The sequence below is a fragment of the Halorubrum sp. F4 genome, from assembly GCF_027257195.1.
In the GTDB taxonomy this organism is placed as follows: domain Archaea; phylum Halobacteriota; class Halobacteria; order Halobacteriales; family Haloferacaceae; genus Halorubrum.
On the sequence record NZ_JAPDFS010000003.1, the window covers coordinates 322,302 to 338,552 of the forward strand.

Below are 16,251 nucleotides of genomic sequence, written 5' to 3' on the forward strand. Positions count from 1 at the left end.
CGGAGCGAGCTGCCCGGCGAACCGACCGGGCGACTATCGCGGCCGTTCCGCGACGTAGCCGCGTTTACACTCGGGACAGATGTCGCCAGCTCGCATCGAACTCCCGTCGGACTCGACGGTCATTCCACACTCGGGACAGTAGTACTCCGTCGGCGTCTCGCGCGATCCCGCGGTCTCGAGCGCCGGGTCCTCCTCTCGGGTGATCCCGGAGCCCGGACCGGTCGATCCATCGCCGAGAGCTCCCGACTCCTCGCCGGAGTCGCCGACCGCATCGTCGGACTCGTCGTCGACGGCGATGCCCGCGGACCCGGACGCCCGCCCCGCCGGCTCGACGTACTCCGCGTCCGCGGACTCCGTCGTCGGCTGGGCGGTCTCGGGCGTGAGGCCGCCGAACTCGACGCCGCTGTCGCCGTCGCCGCCGACCTCGGCGTCGAACCCCTCGTCTTCGCCCTGCTGTTCGGGCCAGGGCGTCCCCTCGAACGTCGCGTCGTCGTCCGCCTCGACCTCCGGCCACTCGCCACGGTCGCGGTCGTCCGTGGCCCCCGCGTCGTCCCCGTCGTCGAGGATGACGCCGTCGTCGTCCGCGGCGTTCTCGGCGTTTCCGGATCCCTCGGCGGCGCGATCGCGGTCGCCGGCGAAGTCGCCGGAGCCGGCCGCGGAGTCCGCGGACGCGTCGACTCCATCGGGCGCGTCGTCCGCGTCGACTGCGTCGTCCACGTCCGATGGATCGACCGGATCCGACGGAGTCCGGGAATCGTCGGTCGATCCGTCGGCCGCATCCTCGGACGGTCCGTCGTCGATCAGCTCCGCCCCTTCGTCGTCCACCGCGACTCCGTGCTCGTCGGCGGCAGCGGCGGCGGGCGCGTCGTCGGTCCGAGCGGGACCTTGCGACTCCGAGTCTCCCGGGTCGACGTCAGCCGCGGTGGACGTCTCGTCGAGTATCTCCGCGTCGTCCCCGTCGGGACCGCCGACGTCGACGTCGGCAGTCGCGCCACCGTAGTCGATGTCGGGACTTCGGTCCGTTCCGGCGGCGTCGGGCGACGGCTCCGTGGCTGTCCCGGTGCCGCCGGGCCCGTCCGCCGATCCGGTCGGCTCGGTCCGTTCCGGCGGGTCGATCGGCCCGGTCGACGACGCCTCCCCGCTCGTCGCCTGGTCGGTCAGCTGTTTCATCGTCGTGACCTCGGTGTTCTCGCTGACGACCTGCGTCTCGCCGCAGCGAGCGCAGGTCTTCACCTCCCTGACGGTCGTGACGACTTCCTCGCCGTCCTCCTCGCGCTCGCGCTCTATTTCGGGCTCCGAGAAGTCGTGCCCGAGCAGACACCTGAGTCCCATTACACCACCCTGCGGTGCCGAGGGTAAAAAACGCCCCGTCGGCGTCCGACGCCCGGCGCACGCCGTGCGACGCTCGGAGCACGACGCGAGCGGTTCGGGGCCGACGACGACCGTGACACACCAGCACCTTTGAGGCTCGGCCACGTACGGGACGACGACACATGCCGACCGTGTACTACCAAGGCGAGGAGATCGAGTGCGAGGAGGGCGACGTCCTGCGTGACGTGTTGCGGGAGGCCGGTCTCCCGGTACACAACGGGGCCACCCGGACGCTCAACTGTCACGGGCTGGGACAGTGCGGCTCCTGTGCGGTCCAGGTCGACGGCGAGGTCAGCGAGGCCGGTCGCAGGGAGAAGGCCCGGCTCTGGCTCCCGCCGCACCATCCGAGCCACGACGTCCGGCTCGCGTGTCAGACCCGCGTCGAGGGCGACGTCGAGGTGACGAAGGGGCGCGGGCTCTGGGGCCAGCACGTCTGAGAAGTCGTCGATATCCCCACGACGAATCGCCTATCGCCGTCGCTCGACGGTCGATAACAGCCCGCGACGGACGTGAGTCCGCACCGCGGGAAAGAAACTCGTTTTCGCGTGTCGGAGCCGTGTTCGGCGTCAGCCGGACGACCCGCTTCGGTATCCGGTTTACTGCCGAACGACGTTCGTCGCGCGGGGACCCTTGGGCGAGGACTCGATGTCGAACTCGAGCTCCTGACCCTCTTCGAGGTCCGGACCGCCAACGTCCTCCATGTGGAAGAACACGTCGTCGTCCTCGTCCTCAGTCGAAATGAAACCGTAGCCGCCAGTGTCGTTGAAGAAATCAACCTTTCCTGTCGCCATTGCATTTAGATACACGCCGGTTGACGGCATAAGACTTGCGAGTGTACAGTTAACACGACCATCGGTCGACGATCGTTTGTAGTATGTGTCGTGTTTTTCGATATCGGTGACCGTTTCAGCGGTTTTATCGGACGAAATCGACTGACCCGTCGGTTCGGCTCGCGGCCGGCATCCGACGCGGTCGATCGCCGGGGATGGGAGGTCGAGGGCGAGCGGCCGGGGGCGACGCGGACGTTTATATCCGATCGCGACCGATCCCGCGGTCGTGTTCCGAACCCTCCGCGAGAACGGTCCCGCGCTGTTGGTGCCGGCCGCGTGGCTCGTGGCCGCGAGTGCCGTCCTCGGAGCCGTCAGCACGCACGCGCTGTTCGTCGCCCACGTCGTCATGAGCGTCCTGCTCGTCGCGTTCCTCGTCGGATCGTGGGACGAGATGGGATCGGGTGCCCTGCGCGTCTGGAAGCTCGTCATCCTCGCGGGCACGCCGGTGACGCTCGCGGGGGTCGCCGGGTTCCTCGCGCTCGACGGCGCGATCGCGCTCCCCGCGGGTCCGCTCCTCTCGATCGCGCTGTACGGGTGGATCCTGCTTCCGGCGGTCGGACTGGCGGACACCGGCCGGCGGGTCGAACGGGCGGCCCGCGCCTACGACGTCAGCGCGGCCTGCTGTGTCGTCGGGGCGGGGGGCGTCGCGGTCGCCCCCTCGCCGACCACGACCGCCGCGGCCCTCGGCGTCGTCGGCGTCGGCCAGACCGTCGGGATCGTCGCCGCGACCGTGGGCGAGTGAGTCGGGGGCGAGCGGAGCCACCCAAGCGAGCCGGCGCCCGAACGAGCCGGCGCCCGAACGGATCTCCGCGAGAATCTCAGTCGTCGTCCGCGGGTCCGGCGGCCGCCTCCCGCTCGACGTCCGCGGTCGGGTCGAAGTCGGGACGCTCGACGCCGAGCAGCTCGTAGGGGTCGGCGTCGGCCGGCATCGCCGACTCGTACTCGTCGGCGCCGCCGCGTTCCTCGAACTCGGCGACGGCCTCCGCGAGGAGGTCGCGGTCGGTGAGCAGCCGGAGGAGCGTCCCGCCGATCGCCTTCGAGGCGTACAGCATGCCCTCGGTTCCGGTCGAACCGCTGGCGGCGACCGCCTGCCAGGAGTGCAGGGCCGTCCCGGCGGGCCACGTCGCCGTCGTCATCCGACCCAGCGGGACGAGCTGACTCACGTCGCCGGAGTCGGTGGAGTACGACCCCGTCGTTCCCGCGTCGAGCGCGTCGATCGGCTCGGTGAAGTAGGCGTTCTCGGCGGCGCGTTCGCGGTACTCCTCGGGCAACGCCGCGATCTGATCGGACGTGTTCCCGAGCGCGTCGCTGAGCTCGTCGGCGAGCGGGTCGTCGACCGAGAACGAGCCGAGGTCGTCCATCGTCTCGCGGACGGCGTCGCCGAGCGTCTCGTTCGGCCGGACGCCGTAGATCCCGCTTGTCTTGGTGACCTCGACGTCGACGTCCGCCATCAGCGCCGCGCCCTCGGCCGCCCTGCGGAACCACGCGGAGACCTCCTCGACGAGGTCGCGGCTCGGCGCGCGAACGAGGTACTCGCCCGTCGCCTCCGGCGGCACGACGTTCGCGGCGTCGCCGCCCTCGGTGATCACGTAGTGGAGCCGGACCGGGTCGGGGACGTGCTCGCGCATGTACTCGACGGCCGTGTTGAGGAGCTGGAGCCCGTCGAGCGCGCTCCGACCCGCCTCCGGCGAGGCGGCGGCGTGCGAGGACTCGCCGTGGACGGTCACCTCGAAGCCATCGACCGCCAGACACGACCCCTTCGTGGGCGCGTTGTACCACCCCGGATGCCAGGAGACCATCGCGTCGACGTCGTCGAACGCGCCCCCGCGGGCCATGTACACCTTGCCGGCTCCGGCCTCCTCGGCCGGCGTTCCGGCGTAAACGACCGAGCCCTCGAGGCCGGCGTCGATCGCGTCGGCGATCGCGAGCGCGGCCCCGAGCGACCCGACACCGAAGAGGTTGTGGCCGCAGCCGTGGCCGTTTCCGCCCTCCTCGATCGGGTCCTTCGTCGCGCTCGCACGCTGTGAGAGGCCGGGAAGCGCGTCGAACTCGCCCATCGTGCCGACGACCGGGTCGTCCTCGCCGTACCGGGCGACGAAGGCGGTCTCGACGTCGCCGACGCCGACCTCGACGTCGAAGCCGCGCTCCGCGAGGACGCCGATCAGCCGATCCGCCGCGTACGTCTCCTCGAAGGCCGTCTGCGGGTGTTCCCAGATGTCGCGGGCGAGCTCGGTGAGCTCGTCGCGTCGGTCCTCGACCGCGTCGGTCACCGTTTCGAGTTCCATGACAACGGATGGCGAAGGCGCATGAAAAAGGGTTCGGACGCGGCGAGGCGAGCGGATCGACTGGCGTGGCGGGAATCCCGCGACTGCGGTCCCAACAAATATACATAGCGCCTGCGCCACACTCCAGCCAGTCGGACGGAGCCCCGTCGAGAGCTTCGACGATTCGTCCGATCCACATCGAATGCCGTCACGAGACCCCACGTCCGGCGACGATGCCGGCGATGACCGCGACGACGACCCCGAAGAGTCCGCCGTCGGTGACGACGACCCGGGAGAGTTCGCCGTCGGCGACGACGGCGTCGAAGCGACCGCCGACGGCGACGAGGTCGGCTCCGATGACGGAGAGACGTCCGCAGCCGCCGGAGGGACTCCCGCGTCCGCCGGAAACGGTCTCATACGCGCGTGGGAACGGCTGTCGCCGGTCCGTGACCGGGTTCGGAAGCGGTTCGAGGTCGACACCCGGTCGCTCGCCGCCGTCCGGATCGCGCTCGGGCTCGTGATCCTGATCGATCTCCTCCATCGCTCGCAGGACCTCGAGCTGTTCTACACCGACGCGGGCGTCTATCCGGTGGCCGCCTACGAGGCGACCTACGGGCAGTACACCGGGGTGTCGCTCCACGCGCTCTCGGGCGATCTCTGGTTCCAACAGCTGCTGTTCGTCGTCGCGGGCGCGTTCGCGGTCGCGTTCCTCCTCGGCTACCGGACGCGGCTGGTCGGGGTCGTCTCCCTGCTGCTCCTGTTCTCGCTTCAGGCGCGGAACCCCGCCGTGCTCAACGGCGGCGATCGGCTGTTCCGAGTCCTGCTGGCCGTCGCGCTCGTGACGCCGCTCGGCGAGCGGTGGTCGATCGACGCGCTTCGACGCGGGTCGGCCCGGACGGCCGTCGCGAGCTTCGGGACCGCGGCGCTTCTCGCCCAGCCGGTCGTGGTGTTCACCTCGAACGCGATCGCGAAACACGCCGGCGAGGAGTGGTACGCCGGCGACGGCCTCTCCATCGCCTTACACAACGACGTGATGACGACCGCGCTCGGCAAGGTCGTCGTCGACTTCCCGACGCTCCTGACGCTTCTCAACTACGGCTGGGTGACGCTGCTTTCCGGCTCCGCGCTGTTCCTGTTGGCGACCGTCGGCCGCGTCCGGATGGTGGCCGCGTTCACGTACGCCAGCGCGTTCGTCGGGATGCTGTTGACGATGGCGGTCGGGCTGTTCCCGCTGCTTTTGATGACGGCGATGCTCCCGTTCATGCCGGGCGTCTTCTGGGACGTGCTCTCCCGTCGCGTGCCCTCGGCGTGGATCGAGCGACTCCCGTCGCCGTCGGCGGCAGCGGCGGCGCTCGGGCCGCTCGGACGACCCCCGATCGAGCGGCGGATCCTCGACCCCGATCGGGAGGGCTGGTACGGGGAGGCGTCCGATTACGCCATCGCGTACGGGCGGTCGCTTCTGACCGTGCTGGGTTTCTGCGTCCTGGTCTGGATGCTGGTGTTCAGCGCGGCCACCGTGGGCGACTACGACGTGCCCGACGAGATCGACTACGACCACCTCGATCAACAGAAGTGGGGACTGTACGCGCCCGATCCGACCGAGTCGTACAGCTGGTATCCCTCGCGAGCGTACCTCGCGAACGGGTCCATGGCGAACGCGTTCGGCGGCGAGGAGCTCACCTTCGACCGACCGCCGGACCCGGCCGCCGAGTACCCGAACTTCCGACACCGGAAGTTCATGTCGGCGGTCGATAGCTCCGGACCCGACGGGGCGATCGCGGAGAGCTACGCCGACTGGGTGTGCGAACGAGCCCAGGAGGTTCACGACGCGCCCGTCGATCGGGTGACCGTCTACGAGGTGTACCAGCGGAGTCCGATCGACGGCGAGTACGAGGACCCCGGTCGACAGATCGTGATCGAACGCGACTGTTCGGCCAGCTGACGGCGCGACCGGGAGGCTCGATCGACGCCGCGGGGACCGGCACATCCGCACGACCGCGACAGGTTTTAGGACGGGACGAGCCTTCGATCGGACATGGTCTCGACCGGCGACACCGCACCGACGTTCACCGCGACGTACAGGGGTTCAGACCACGAGACGTTCGACCTCGAGGACCACCTCGGGGACGGTCCGGTCGTCCTGGCCTTTTTCCCCGGTGCGTTCACGCCGCCGTGTAGCAACGAGATGGTGGCGCTTCAGGAACGGTACGACGACCTCGAGGCGGCCGGCGCGACCCTCTTCGGGGTCAGCGCCGACTCCGCGTTCTCGCTCGGTGCCTTCGCCGACGAGTACGACCTCGCGTTCGACCTCGTGAGCGACATGGACGGCGACGCGATCGAGGCGTACGGGCTCTCGATGGACATCGCCGACCTCGGGCTCTACGGGATCGCCAACCGGGCGGTCTTCGTCCTCGACGACGCGGGAACCGTGACCTACGAGTGGGTCGCCGACGACCCGACGAACGAACCGGACTACGACGCGCTGCTCGAGGCCGTCGAATCGGCCTGATCGAGGGGTTCTCGTAGGCGTTCCCGGCATCGAGCGCGTTCTCTCCCCGACACGCTTTTTTCAGCGCGTAGCGAGACGGGAATCGGAATGCGTTCACGAGCCACGCGGGAGGAAGAGGACCGGACGGACCGGATTCGGGTCCGCGTGCTCGGTCGACCGTTCGCCGTCTGGGTGCTCATGGCGGTCATCGCCGTCCTCAACGGCGGATTCAGGGAGACGCTTCTCGTCTCGTGGCTCGGCGAGCACGTCGCACACGTCGTCAGTACGGCCCTGCTCGTCGCCGCGATCCTCGTCGTCGCGTACGGCTTCTTCCGGTCGACGTCGATCGACTACCGTCGGCGGGAGCTTGCGATCATCGGCGTCTGCTGGGTCGCCCTGACCGTCGGCTTCGAGTTTCTCGTCGGATACGTCGAGGGAACGCCCGTTTCCGTGACGCTCGGACAGTACGACGTGTTCGCGGGGCGGGTGTGGATCGTCGTCCCGGTCGCCCTGCTCGTCGCGCCGTTGCTGTTCGGTCGCGTCCTGCGGCGGCGGTAGCAGCCGACGGCTCGACCGTCGGCCGCCAACGTATATACCCCCGTATCCACATCCATCGGCATGGAGTCACACACGGTCGTCGGCGGTGAAGGGACGGAACTACGCGTCGACGCCGCGGGCCCGCCGGACGCGCCGACGATCCTGCTCGTTCACGGCTACTCGCAGTCGCGGCTCTGCTGGTACGAGCAGTTCGACGGGACGTTGGCCGAGGAGTTCCGCCTCCTCGCGCCGGACCTCCGTGGTCACGGCGATTCGGGGAAGCCCGCCGGCAGTGAGCGATATCGCGACCCGGAGCTCTGGGCCGCCGACCTTCGCGCCGTGATCGACGAGCTGGCGACCGACGATCCGGTTCTCGTCGGCTGGTCGTACGGCGGACTCGTCGTCTCCGACTATCTCGCCGTCGAGGGATCCGACGACGTGGCCGGGGCAGTCCTCGTGGGGGCGATCACCGAGAAGGGGACCGACGCCGCGGCCGAGATCGCCGGCGAGGAGTTCGCCGCGATGCTCGACGACCTCGAGACCCGCGACGCCGAGGCGAGCGTGGATTCCCTCCGCCGGTTCCTCGACATCTGTACCGCCGAACCGGTGTCACCGAGGGAGTACCACCTCATGCTCGGGTACAACGCGCGGTGTCCGCCGCGGGTTCGGGAGGCGCTCCAGGCTCGAACCGGCGCGAACGCCGATACCCTCCGCGAACTGGACGTCCCGGCGCTGTTCGTTCACGGGTCCGCGGACCGGATCGTCCGTCCACGGGCCGCTCGCCATCACGCCGACCTCGTACCCGACGGCGAGGTCTCCATCTACGACGGGGTCGGCCACTCGCCGTTCCTCGAGGATCCGGAGCGGTTCGACCGGGAGCTTCGCGAGTTCGCGAAGCGGGTCACCGGGGAATGATTTGCGAGAGGATTCGCTAAACCGAACCAATCTGTCAACACAATCACCGATCTGAATGTCGTTGAACGCCTCCAACGATACTTCGACAGCATCGCCCCCCTCGTCGCCGGGGATTCCGTTACAGTCATGGCCTTCATATCGAATCACGTAATAGGGCTCGTCGGAACCGAACTCGCGTTTGAGGGAACGGTGGAGTTCGTTTGAGACGTGCGTGCCGTCGTCGAATGCGTCCGCATACTCACTGTGAATCGTATGGCTCACCGTTCCATCAGGTTCTCGCGATTCGGTGAATATGACCAACGATCCCGGTTCTCCGCCAGCGTCGACCGCCATCTGTCGCCAGTGGAATCGACCCTCTCGACCGGATCGAGATCGGTCGTATCCGACCCAACCGATGCCACCGGCGACACCGAGCCCGATGAGAACCGATCGACGTTTCATTGCGTTAGGATCCAAGTACAGCGTCAGAATCCATACGGAGTGAGCGCGCAGGATCCGAATGCCGCCTCCCGGATTTGAGCCGGGGACGTGCTCGTTCACTCGGTCACTATCACCGTTCCGATCGCCTGGGTATCGCCCCCTTGCGAGGAGTCATCAACCGTTATCCGGCCCGTCAGTTCGTACGTCCCAGGACTGTCGAAGGTCCGTGTGAACTCGTATTCCGGGCCGCTTGCGTTCTGGCAGTCTACTCCCCCTTCGACCGTCCCGTCCCGGGTCGCTACTGCCTCACCATCGACCAGGAGGGCGGCGGTAAACGAGGCACTACCGCCGAAGGTCGCAATACTGAACGTCACCGTCACGGGTTCACCGACTGACACCGTCTCCCGTTCGATCTGTGACCGCCAGACATCCAGGTTCGGTGAATCCAGATAGTGCGAGACGTCAAGGGTCGCCTCGGTACGACTCTCGCCGTCCGGCCCACGGATCTGCACGCGTTTATCACCTCGTGTGGGGATCGACCGTAGCTGTCCCGGCCCCTCGCCGAACCCGACCGAGAACCGCTGTTCGGTCGGCTCGAACGTGACTTCGTCGACAGTCTCACCATCGTCGATGATTTCTAGCGTCAGCTCCTCGTTGCAGTTTTCGACCTGTCCCTCGATACGTCCCATCCTTGCTTCCCCGGTGCCACACTGATACTCCACCGAGACAGACGCTTCGGTAATCTCCACAGCACCGCAAGCCTTCGTCGAGGCATCCGGATCTTCCGAAGTATCCGTACTTTCCGGGGTATCTGAGTCGTCCGAGGTATTCGACTCGTCTGTCTCGTCCGAGGTACAACCAGCGGAGAGCAGTAGCGGCGAACCTGACAGGGCGGCGAGGAGGGCACGTCTCTTCATTGACATCTCGGTTGCCGCGGCTAATATAAATGTTTTCTACCGGTCTGCGGACATTATACCACGACGAGCGTAGCGAGGCTCCGGCTTTTTTCACCTAGCTTTTTGCGTTAACGAGACACGATGTGTCTCGTTCGCCAGCCAGAGATTTTCGATTTCTGGCGACACCGAGTGGCGAGCTTGCGCACCCGAGGCGGAAAGAAGAGGTATGTCGCCTCCCGGATTTGAACGCGATGGCGAGACCGATCCGCTCGCGGAGCTTAAAACCCTTTCAAGTCGATAAACGGCGGATCCGGAGCGGTTCGGACACGACTCAGAAGTATCGGTCCACGATCTTCTCGCCGGTCCGAGCCGCCAGCGCCTGTCCCGTGTTGGTCGGGTTCGGACCGCCGACGCCGTTGGCGAGGGCGCTGTGGTCCGCGACGAACAGGCGGTCGACCGCGTAGGCTTCACACGCCTCGTCGACGACCTTCCCCATCCGCATCGTGCTGTGGAGGTGTAGCGCCGTCGGCGGGGAATCGGAGCGGTGGACGTGTGACGCCCCCGCCTCGCGAAGGATCTCCGCCGCGATCTCCGCCAGTTCGTCGCGTCGCTTGCGGTCCGCCTCGCTCGGGGTGTAGTTGACGAGCGGGATGGGGCCGTGTTCGTCCTCCGCGCCGTCCTGGACGGTCACGCCGTTCCGTTTCAGGGGGCGGTCGTCGCTGACGACGAGCACCGGGAGCATCCGGCGGTAGTCCGAGAGGAGTCGCTTGAGCTCCGGTCCGGCGAGCCGACCCATGGTGTCCCAGGGCGCGTCCTCGGTGTCGTGCTGGAAGGCGAACCCCGACGCGCTGGCGCCGAAGCCGAGGATCGCACCGACACCCGGCGTCGTTCCGACCGTCTGGAGCATGCCGAGCCCCGGATAGTCGAACCGGGCCGCGATGTTCTGTCCCTCGTGTTGGTCGACCGTCGGCTTGCCGAGCGTCGCCTCCAAGTCGTCGGCATCCCACAGCCCCATCACGTTGTCCCCGAAGTGGAGGGTCAGGCCGCGGCCGACCCACTCCTCGTCCGGAAGGTCGGCGTTCAACCAGAGGCGCGGCGTCTCGATGGCACCGGCCGCGAGGACGACCACCTCCGCCTCGACGGTCGTCGTCGCTCCCGACCAGGTGTCCCGGAACGTCACGCCCGTGGCGGTCGGGGTGTCGCCGAGAGGGGTCTCGGTCGTCACGTCGACGGCGAACGCGTTCGGGCGGACGGTGACGTTGCCGGTCCGCATCGCCGCCGGGACGAAGGTGACGTTGCTCGCGCGTTTGGCCTTCTCCTCGAAGGGCGCGCCCCGCGGATGCGGGTTGCCGGTGATCTCGCCGAGCCCGAGGGTGTGGCCCGTCACGTCCGGATACGTGAACTCCCCGTCGTAGTCGCCGTCGACGTGGAGACGCCGATCCGGGCGTCTGATCGCGTTGGGCTGGGGTCGGTAGCCGGGGGACGTGACGTTCATCTCGTCGATGAACTCCCACCCCGCGGCCGCCGCACCCCGGAAGAACAGCTCCTCCTTGGCGGTGACGGGGGCCGGCTGTACGTCGCACAGCTCCTCCACTTCCCGGTAGTACGGTAGCAGGTCCGCGTAGTCGATCGGCCAGTGGCCCTGCTCGTCGATGGCCGCGGGATACGCCCGCGGGTGACAGCCGGTGTAGTGAAGCGTCGTGCCGCCGACGCCGGCACACTGGAGGATCGCGCCGTCGCCCGGGAACTTCCGCGCCCAGATCCCTCGATTCTCGTCGGCGGGCCCGAAGAAGAGCCGGTTCACCATCTCGAACTCGCGAGTCGTGAACTGCTCGTCGAGCAGCTCGCCGCTCAGGTCGTCGACGTCGGAGGACGCCTCGGCGCCCGGATCCCCGTGTGGGTCGGGCCACTGCTCGTTGCCGTGGAACGGCCCGGCCTCCAGTAGCAGGACGGACAGCCCCGCCTCCGCGAGTTTCCAAGCCGCTACGGGACCGTCCCCGCCTGCCCCCACGATGACGGCGTCGTACTCGGCGTCGACCATCTCACACACCTCCCTCGGGGTACGGCTCCACGTAGCCGTCGGTGTCGTAGTCGTTCTCCCGAAACCGGCCGGGCGACTCGAACAGGCTGACTGACGACCCGTCACGGTCGTCGATCGTCGTCCACGCGTCCTCGGAACCGAGCGTCCCGTCCTCCGTCCCGAGGTACCCGCGTAGACACGCGTAGCCGTTCGTGAACCCGGGGAACCCGCTCTGTCGCCACCCCTGAACTGACGCGGGGTCGTTCGGATGGTCCTGGCCGAACGGCATGCGTTCGGGGTCCGGATACCCTTCCCACTCGCCGTAGTAGATCAGCTTCGGAAACCCGACGACGAGCTGACCGACCAGCCCGCCGTCGAACTCCACGAACCGGCCGTCCGGAAGGGTGAACTGCGCCTCGATCTCGTCCAGCACGTGGATCGCCCGGAGCCGGTCCCGCGGCGACAGCCTGGCGAAGGGTCCGGCGACGTCCCTGATCCGGTCGGCGGGGACGTCGGTTCCCTCGAAGAACGCCACGGGACGCTCCTCGTTGGGCTCGTCCTCGTTGTCTCCCCGTGAGATGAGCTTGAGCGCCGCCGAATCGAGGACGTTCGCGATCGGCTTCACGACGTCCACGTCATGGCGCGTGTGAGGGATCCCGATCTGAACTCGATCCGCGACGTAGCGGGCGAGGAACTCCGCCACTCCAACGTCGTTGCCCCCGGGAACGTGCTCCGGACCCAGCTCGTCCGCCAGCTCCGGCGTGGTCGGAATCACGGCGTCCACGCAGGCACGGAACGTAACGCGTGTGTGGAGATCCCCGCTCGAGGAGTCACCGCGCGTGCGACCGAGGACGCGCCGCCCGACCGTGCGAAGCCAGCTCGCGCTCGCCGCGAGGATCGTTCGCACCCGACGGATGATGCCACCACGTGTCATGTCGTATGTCAACAATGAGCTGTTTGATAGGTGTTTCGGACGGACCAGGTGCGCTTCACGACGCAGTTCACGAGTCCGGTTCCGACGCTCCGGACGTCGATCCCTCCGGCGTCGACTCCTCGAGGACGTCGACGCCGTTCGCCTCCCAGATCGACTTTGCCTTTTTCATCCCGATGGGGGCGCTGAGTCCGACCTTGTCGAGGTGGCTGGCGGGCTGTTCGACCGGACAGAGCTCGAAGTGCGGACAGACGACGAACCCGTCCGGGTGTGAGAACCCGCGCACGTGAGTCTGCCAGAAACGACCCTCCCGGTCGAGCGACTCGATACGCCGCATGTTGAGCACCTCCTCGCCGAACGCGTCGTGGACGTAGTAGTACGAGATCACGTGCCACGTCGCGAAGTGGTTCCGGGCGAGCACTTCCCTGACGTGCTGGCGATCCGAATCGAGGAGCTGATACGGAGGGTCGCCCTCGAGACGGAAGAACCGCCGACGGATCCGACGTTGGAAGCCGTGCTGGAGACGGGTCCACGGAAGCCGGGCCAGGACGCGAGAGATGCGGCTCATCTTCCCGCGATGGCCCCGTCGGTTCCGGGAGCCTCGGGGGTCGCGGTCGTCTCGACGTCCGCCGTCAGCTCCGCCGCCCGTCGGAAGCCCAGGAACAACAGGACGCCGCCGGCCAGCCCGGTCGCGGCGAAGTCCAGCGGCCAGTGCCAGGGGTACGGCGCGGGAGGGTTGCCGACGCTCTCGGGGAGGCCCCGTAAGACCGGGATGTACCAGAACAGGTACGCCACCAGGTAGAACCCCCCGATGACCGCCCACAACCAGTCGGTTCGGGCGAGCCAGACATTACCAACCATGGCCATGGATACGAGGATAAGGCTCTTAAACCCCCATTCTCTGGAGACGGCTAGCGTCCCCGTTGGCGCGTTCGACGTGCCACGACGAAGACGACCGCGAGGGCGAGCGCCAGGAACAGCAGACCGAAGCCGACCGCACGCCACGTCCGCGAGCGTCGAGGTTCGTCGGCGTCGACGTCCGAACCCTCCGCCACGTCGGGACCCGTCGTCCCGTCGCGCCACGTCGTCGCTCGGGCGGCGACGTACTCGTCGATGGAGTCGTCGGCGACGACTTCGAACGACACCCGTCCCGCGAAGGCGAAGGGGTCGAGGAGCGTTCCCAACGCGTCGGCGAACAGCTGCGCGTCCTCGGCGGACGCCCACTCGTACAGTTCGAGGAACTCGCCGGGTCGGTCGCCCGCAAGCCAGAGTTTCCGTCTGAATCCCGGCATTCCCGTGAAAAACGGCGTCGCGACGTTCGCGAAGGGGTCGAACAGCACCTCGCGGAGTGCCGCACCCTTCGCCCGGTTCGGCACGTCGACCTCGAAGACGAGGATCACGCCGTCGTCCGCGACGTCCCGGTCGGGTCGGTCGAGTTCCGTCTCGCGATAGACGACGAACGAGTCGCCGTCCGGCGTCTCGAGGACGTGACCGATACGATCACTGGGGAACCGGACGCGTCCGGTGAGGAGGTACTGTACGGAGCGGATCGCCGCCCGTGCGAACGTGAGTGCGGTTCGAGGGTTCATGTGTCATCACCGATCGAGGGACACGCGGCCTCCGCGAGGACCGGTTCACGGGCCTCGTCGAGCCACCTTGCCCCTCGATCCAGTCCGTTCTACCGGACGTTTTCTCCGGTTGCGTAATCAAACTGCCGGCGATCGCTTCGTCGACCGGTCGCTCGCCTCGCTCACCCAACTGCCACGGTTCCGATCGGTTCCCTGTCGCCGGCACCGGGCGACCCTTCCACCACGATCTCGCCCGTCAGATCGTACTCGCCGGGATCGGCGAACGTGTGCGTGAATTCGTACTCCGGGCCGCTGAACCCGCCACAATCCGCCCCGCCGTCGATCGATCCCTCGCGGGTCTCGACGGGTTCGTCCTCGACCAGCAGGGTGGCCTCGAATTCGGCTTCGCCGCCGAACGTCGACACGCCGAACGTCACCGTCACCGGTTCGCCGGCGGCGACCGTCTCGGGCTCGAAACTGGCAGCCGCCACGCTGAGGTCCGGGCTATCCAAATAGCTGGAGACCGAGAGCTCGCGGTCCGCATGGAGCTCGCCGTCCGGTCCCCGAACGTTGACCGTCGCCCCCTCGTAATCGAAGGCAGCGGCGTCCGTCGTGATCTCGACTTCCGAGGTTCCGAGGGGACTCGGATCGATATCGAATTCTCTGATGACTTCCCCCTCGTTGACGATCTCGAGAGTCAGCTCGTCGTCGCAGTCCTCGGTGTATACGTGAACGACACCATGTATTCCCGAACCGGTGTCACACCAGTAGTCGATGTCGGCAGACGCGTGGGTGATCGAGACGTCCGTACATGTCCGGTCCTGTTCGGTCGATCGGTCCTGTTCGGTCGTACAACCGGCCACGGCGAGGGATGGAGAGCACGCCACGGCGAGGAGATCACGTCGTCTCATTGACTCTTCCTGGATACCGAGGTCGACGATAAATACTTTCGGCCGATCGTTCGAACCTCGGAGGAGTACTCGAATTCGTCGACTCGGTGTGTCTCGTCACGCGTTCTCCTCGTTATTCGTGGAGAAGTCGCGCCGTCGATTGAACGTGAACTCCGGGACGATTCACGCGTTCAACCCGAGATGTCCACCGCTCGCGGATCGTCGGCAACGAGAAGTATGCCGCCTCCCCGATTTGAACGGGGGACAGCTCGATCTTCAGTCGAGTGCTCTCCCAGTCTGAGCTAAGGCGGCTCGCGTTTCGACCAAGGCCGAATCGAGACAAAAGGATTTCGAAAGACGGCGGGCGACCGACGTGGAGACGGAGCACACGCTACCCTCGAACGCGTGGTCGACGAGGACGGCAAGGGTGCCGGGCCGATCGAGTTCGCAGTCGAGAGTAAACGTGGAACATATACGTCGTCGCCGTCTACATCCGCCGATTCGACGACGCATGATGCTTCCGACACACGCGATGGTGGGCCTGGCGATCGCGGCCCCGCTCTCCGCGCTCGCCCCCGACATCGCACCCGCGGCGCTCGCCGGCGCGCTCGCCGGGAGCGTCTTTCCCGACCTCGACCTATACTCGGGACATCGACGAACCCTTCACTATCCAACGGTCTACGCGCTTCTCGCGGCACCGGCGGTCGTTCTCGCGGCGGTTTCGACCCTCCCCGTGACCGTCGGACTCGCCGCGTTCCTCGTCGGGGCGACCGTCCACTGTCGGATGGACCGCTACGGCGGCGGCCTCGAACTCCGTCCGTGGGAGGAGACCTCCGATCGAGCGGTGTACGACCACGTCCGCGGCCGCTGGCGGCGACCGAAACGCTGGGTCCGGTACGACGGCTCACCCGGCGACCTGGCGCTGCTCACGGTGCTCTCGCTCCCGCTTCTCGTCGGTCTCGAGGGCCCGTTCCGGATCGTCACGGCAGCCGCGCTCGTCGTCGGCGTCGCCTACGTCGCGCTTCGGCGGCGGCTCGCCTCGATCGCGCCCGTCGTCTTCGGGTACGCGCCCGAGACCCTGGAACGCTACGTCCCCGAGCGGTACCGTCAGTAGCCCCCGC

17 protein-coding genes and 1 tRNA gene are annotated in these 16,251 nt (G+C 67.5%); 7 read left to right on the forward strand and 11 right to left on the reverse strand.

The window, feature by feature from the left end:
- Positions 1-33: 33 nt before the first annotated feature.
- Entirely contained in the window at positions 34-1,332 is a 1,299-nt protein-coding gene (locus tag OKW78_RS10055) for a hypothetical protein (RefSeq protein ID WP_281195030.1), read from the reverse strand.
- Between the two features lie 161 nt (positions 1,333-1,493).
- Between OKW78_RS10055 and OKW78_RS10060 the strand changes: the two genes are divergently transcribed.
- A complete protein-coding gene (locus OKW78_RS10060; protein ID WP_281195031.1) occupies positions 1,494-1,808 on the forward strand; it encodes a 2Fe-2S iron-sulfur cluster binding domain-containing protein in 315 nt (104 codons plus the stop codon).
- Positions 1,809-1,967: 159 nt separating this feature from the next.
- Here the strand turns inward: OKW78_RS10060 and OKW78_RS10065 are convergent, their stop codons facing one another.
- A complete protein-coding gene (locus tag OKW78_RS10065) occupies positions 1,968-2,162 on the reverse strand; it encodes a cold-shock protein (protein ID WP_023499165.1) in 195 nt (64 codons plus the stop codon).
- 265 nt (positions 2,163-2,427) lie between these two features.
- Here OKW78_RS10065 and OKW78_RS10070 point away from each other — a divergent pair, with 265 nt between their 5' ends.
- Complete coding sequence (locus OKW78_RS10070; protein ID WP_281195032.1) at positions 2,428-2,943, forward strand: hypothetical protein; 516 nt, start codon at positions 2,428-2,430, stop codon at positions 2,941-2,943.
- Positions 2,944-3,019: 76 nt separating this feature from the next.
- Here OKW78_RS10070 and OKW78_RS10075 read toward each other — a convergent pair whose 3' ends face one another.
- The gene (locus tag OKW78_RS10075) at positions 3,020-4,486 is read right to left on the reverse strand and encodes an amidohydrolase (RefSeq protein WP_281195033.1); all 1,467 of its coding nucleotides are present in this window, start codon (positions 4,484-4,486) and stop codon (positions 3,020-3,022) included.
- Positions 4,487-4,667: 181 nt separating this feature from the next.
- On the opposite strand from OKW78_RS10075, the gene OKW78_RS10080 reads away from it, so the two are divergent.
- The 4 genes from OKW78_RS10080 (at position 4,668) to OKW78_RS10095 (ending at position 8,405) form a co-directional block, all read left to right on the forward strand.
- Positions 4,668-6,407 (forward strand): HTTM domain-containing protein, encoded by a 1,740-nt coding sequence (locus OKW78_RS10080; RefSeq protein ID WP_281195034.1) that lies wholly within the window; start codon positions 4,668-4,670, stop codon positions 6,405-6,407.
- 93 nt (positions 6,408-6,500) lie between these two features.
- Positions 6,501-6,974 carry a redoxin domain-containing protein gene (locus OKW78_RS10085; RefSeq protein ID WP_281195035.1) on the forward strand — a complete coding sequence of 158 codons (474 nt, stop codon included), beginning with the start codon at positions 6,501-6,503 and terminating at the stop codon, positions 6,972-6,974.
- Positions 6,975-7,061: 87 nt separating this feature from the next.
- A complete protein-coding gene (locus OKW78_RS10090) occupies positions 7,062-7,511 on the forward strand; it encodes a hypothetical protein (protein ID WP_281195036.1) in 450 nt (149 codons plus the stop codon).
- Positions 7,512-7,571: 60 nt separating this feature from the next.
- A complete protein-coding gene (locus tag OKW78_RS10095) occupies positions 7,572-8,405 on the forward strand; it encodes an alpha/beta fold hydrolase (RefSeq protein ID WP_281195037.1) in 834 nt (277 codons plus the stop codon).
- A 536-nt stretch (positions 8,406-8,941) separates the two neighbouring features.
- Here the strand turns inward: OKW78_RS10095 and OKW78_RS10100 are convergent.
- From OKW78_RS10100 to OKW78_RS10135, 8 genes are all read right to left on the reverse strand, one after another.
- On the reverse strand, positions 8,942-9,742 hold the full coding sequence (locus OKW78_RS10100; protein ID WP_281195038.1) for a hypothetical protein: 801 nt from the start codon (positions 9,740-9,742) through the stop codon (positions 8,942-8,944).
- Between the two features lie 310 nt (positions 9,743-10,052).
- Positions 10,053-11,762, reverse strand: a complete 1,710-nt coding sequence (locus OKW78_RS10105) for a GMC oxidoreductase (RefSeq protein WP_281195039.1) — start codon at positions 11,760-11,762, stop codon at positions 10,053-10,055.
- A 1-nt stretch (position 11,763) separates the two neighbouring features.
- Complete coding sequence (locus OKW78_RS10110) at positions 11,764-12,675, reverse strand: hypothetical protein (protein WP_281195040.1); 912 nt, start codon at positions 12,673-12,675, stop codon at positions 11,764-11,766.
- 67 nt (positions 12,676-12,742) lie between these two features.
- Positions 12,743-13,240 (reverse strand): hypothetical protein, encoded by a 498-nt coding sequence (locus OKW78_RS10115; RefSeq protein WP_281195041.1) that lies wholly within the window; start codon positions 13,238-13,240, stop codon positions 12,743-12,745.
- Complete coding sequence (locus OKW78_RS10120) at positions 13,237-13,533, reverse strand: hypothetical protein (RefSeq protein WP_281195042.1); 297 nt, start codon at positions 13,531-13,533, stop codon at positions 13,237-13,239. The genes OKW78_RS10115 and OKW78_RS10120 overlap by 4 nt, the downstream gene beginning before the upstream one ends.
- A 50-nt stretch (positions 13,534-13,583) precedes the next feature.
- Positions 13,584-14,261: a hypothetical protein gene (locus OKW78_RS10125; protein ID WP_281195043.1), complete on the reverse strand. Its 678-nt coding sequence runs from the start codon at positions 14,259-14,261 to the stop codon at positions 13,584-13,586.
- Between the two features lie 161 nt (positions 14,262-14,422).
- On the reverse strand, positions 14,423-15,151 hold the full coding sequence (locus OKW78_RS10130; protein WP_281195044.1) for a hypothetical protein: 729 nt from the start codon (positions 15,149-15,151) through the stop codon (positions 14,423-14,425).
- 217 nt (positions 15,152-15,368) lie between these two features.
- Positions 15,369-15,442, reverse strand: a tRNA-Phe gene (locus OKW78_RS10135).
- A 199-nt stretch (positions 15,443-15,641) separates the two neighbouring features.
- Between OKW78_RS10135 and OKW78_RS10140 the strand changes: the two genes are divergently transcribed.
- Positions 15,642-16,244 (forward strand): metal-dependent hydrolase, encoded by a 603-nt coding sequence (locus tag OKW78_RS10140; protein ID WP_281195045.1) that lies wholly within the window; start codon positions 15,642-15,644, stop codon positions 16,242-16,244.
- The last annotated feature ends 7 nt before the right edge of the window (positions 16,245-16,251 follow it).

Coding starts and splice junctions, on each gene's coding strand:
- OKW78_RS10055 (WP_281195030.1), bottom strand. CDS start 1,332: ATGGGACTCAGGTGTCTGCTCGGGCACGACTTCTCGGAGCCCGAAATA.
- OKW78_RS10060 (WP_281195031.1), top strand. CDS start 1,494: ATGCCGACCGTGTACTACCAAGGCGAGGAGATCGAGTGCGAGGAGGGC.
- OKW78_RS10065 (WP_023499165.1), bottom strand. CDS start 2,162: ATGGCGACAGGAAAGGTTGATTTCTTCAACGACACTGGCGGCTACGGT.
- OKW78_RS10075 (WP_281195033.1), bottom strand. CDS start 4,486: ATGGAACTCGAAACGGTGACCGACGCGGTCGAGGACCGACGCGACGAG.
- OKW78_RS10080 (WP_281195034.1), top strand. CDS start 4,668: ATGCCGTCACGAGACCCCACGTCCGGCGACGATGCCGGCGATGACCGC.
- OKW78_RS10085 (WP_281195035.1), top strand. CDS start 6,501: ATGGTCTCGACCGGCGACACCGCACCGACGTTCACCGCGACGTACAGG.
- OKW78_RS10090 (WP_281195036.1), top strand. CDS start 7,062: ATGCGTTCACGAGCCACGCGGGAGGAAGAGGACCGGACGGACCGGATT.
- OKW78_RS10095 (WP_281195037.1), top strand. CDS start 7,572: ATGGAGTCACACACGGTCGTCGGCGGTGAAGGGACGGAACTACGCGTC.
- OKW78_RS10100 (WP_281195038.1), bottom strand. CDS start 9,742: ATGAAGAGACGTGCCCTCCTCGCCGCCCTGTCAGGTTCGCCGCTACTG.
- OKW78_RS10105 (WP_281195039.1), bottom strand. CDS start 11,762: ATGGTCGACGCCGAGTACGACGCCGTCATCGTGGGGGCAGGCGGGGAC.
- OKW78_RS10110 (WP_281195040.1), bottom strand. CDS start 12,675: ATGACACGTGGTGGCATCATCCGTCGGGTGCGAACGATCCTCGCGGCG.
- OKW78_RS10115 (WP_281195041.1), bottom strand. CDS start 13,240: ATGAGCCGCATCTCTCGCGTCCTGGCCCGGCTTCCGTGGACCCGTCTC.
- OKW78_RS10120 (WP_281195042.1), bottom strand. CDS start 13,533: ATGGTTGGTAATGTCTGGCTCGCCCGAACCGACTGGTTGTGGGCGGTC.
- OKW78_RS10125 (WP_281195043.1), bottom strand. CDS start 14,261: ATGAACCCTCGAACCGCACTCACGTTCGCACGGGCGGCGATCCGCTCC.
- OKW78_RS10130 (WP_281195044.1), bottom strand. CDS start 15,151: ATGAGACGACGTGATCTCCTCGCCGTGGCGTGCTCTCCATCCCTCGCC.
- OKW78_RS10140 (WP_281195045.1), top strand. CDS start 15,642: ATGATGCTTCCGACACACGCGATGGTGGGCCTGGCGATCGCGGCCCCG.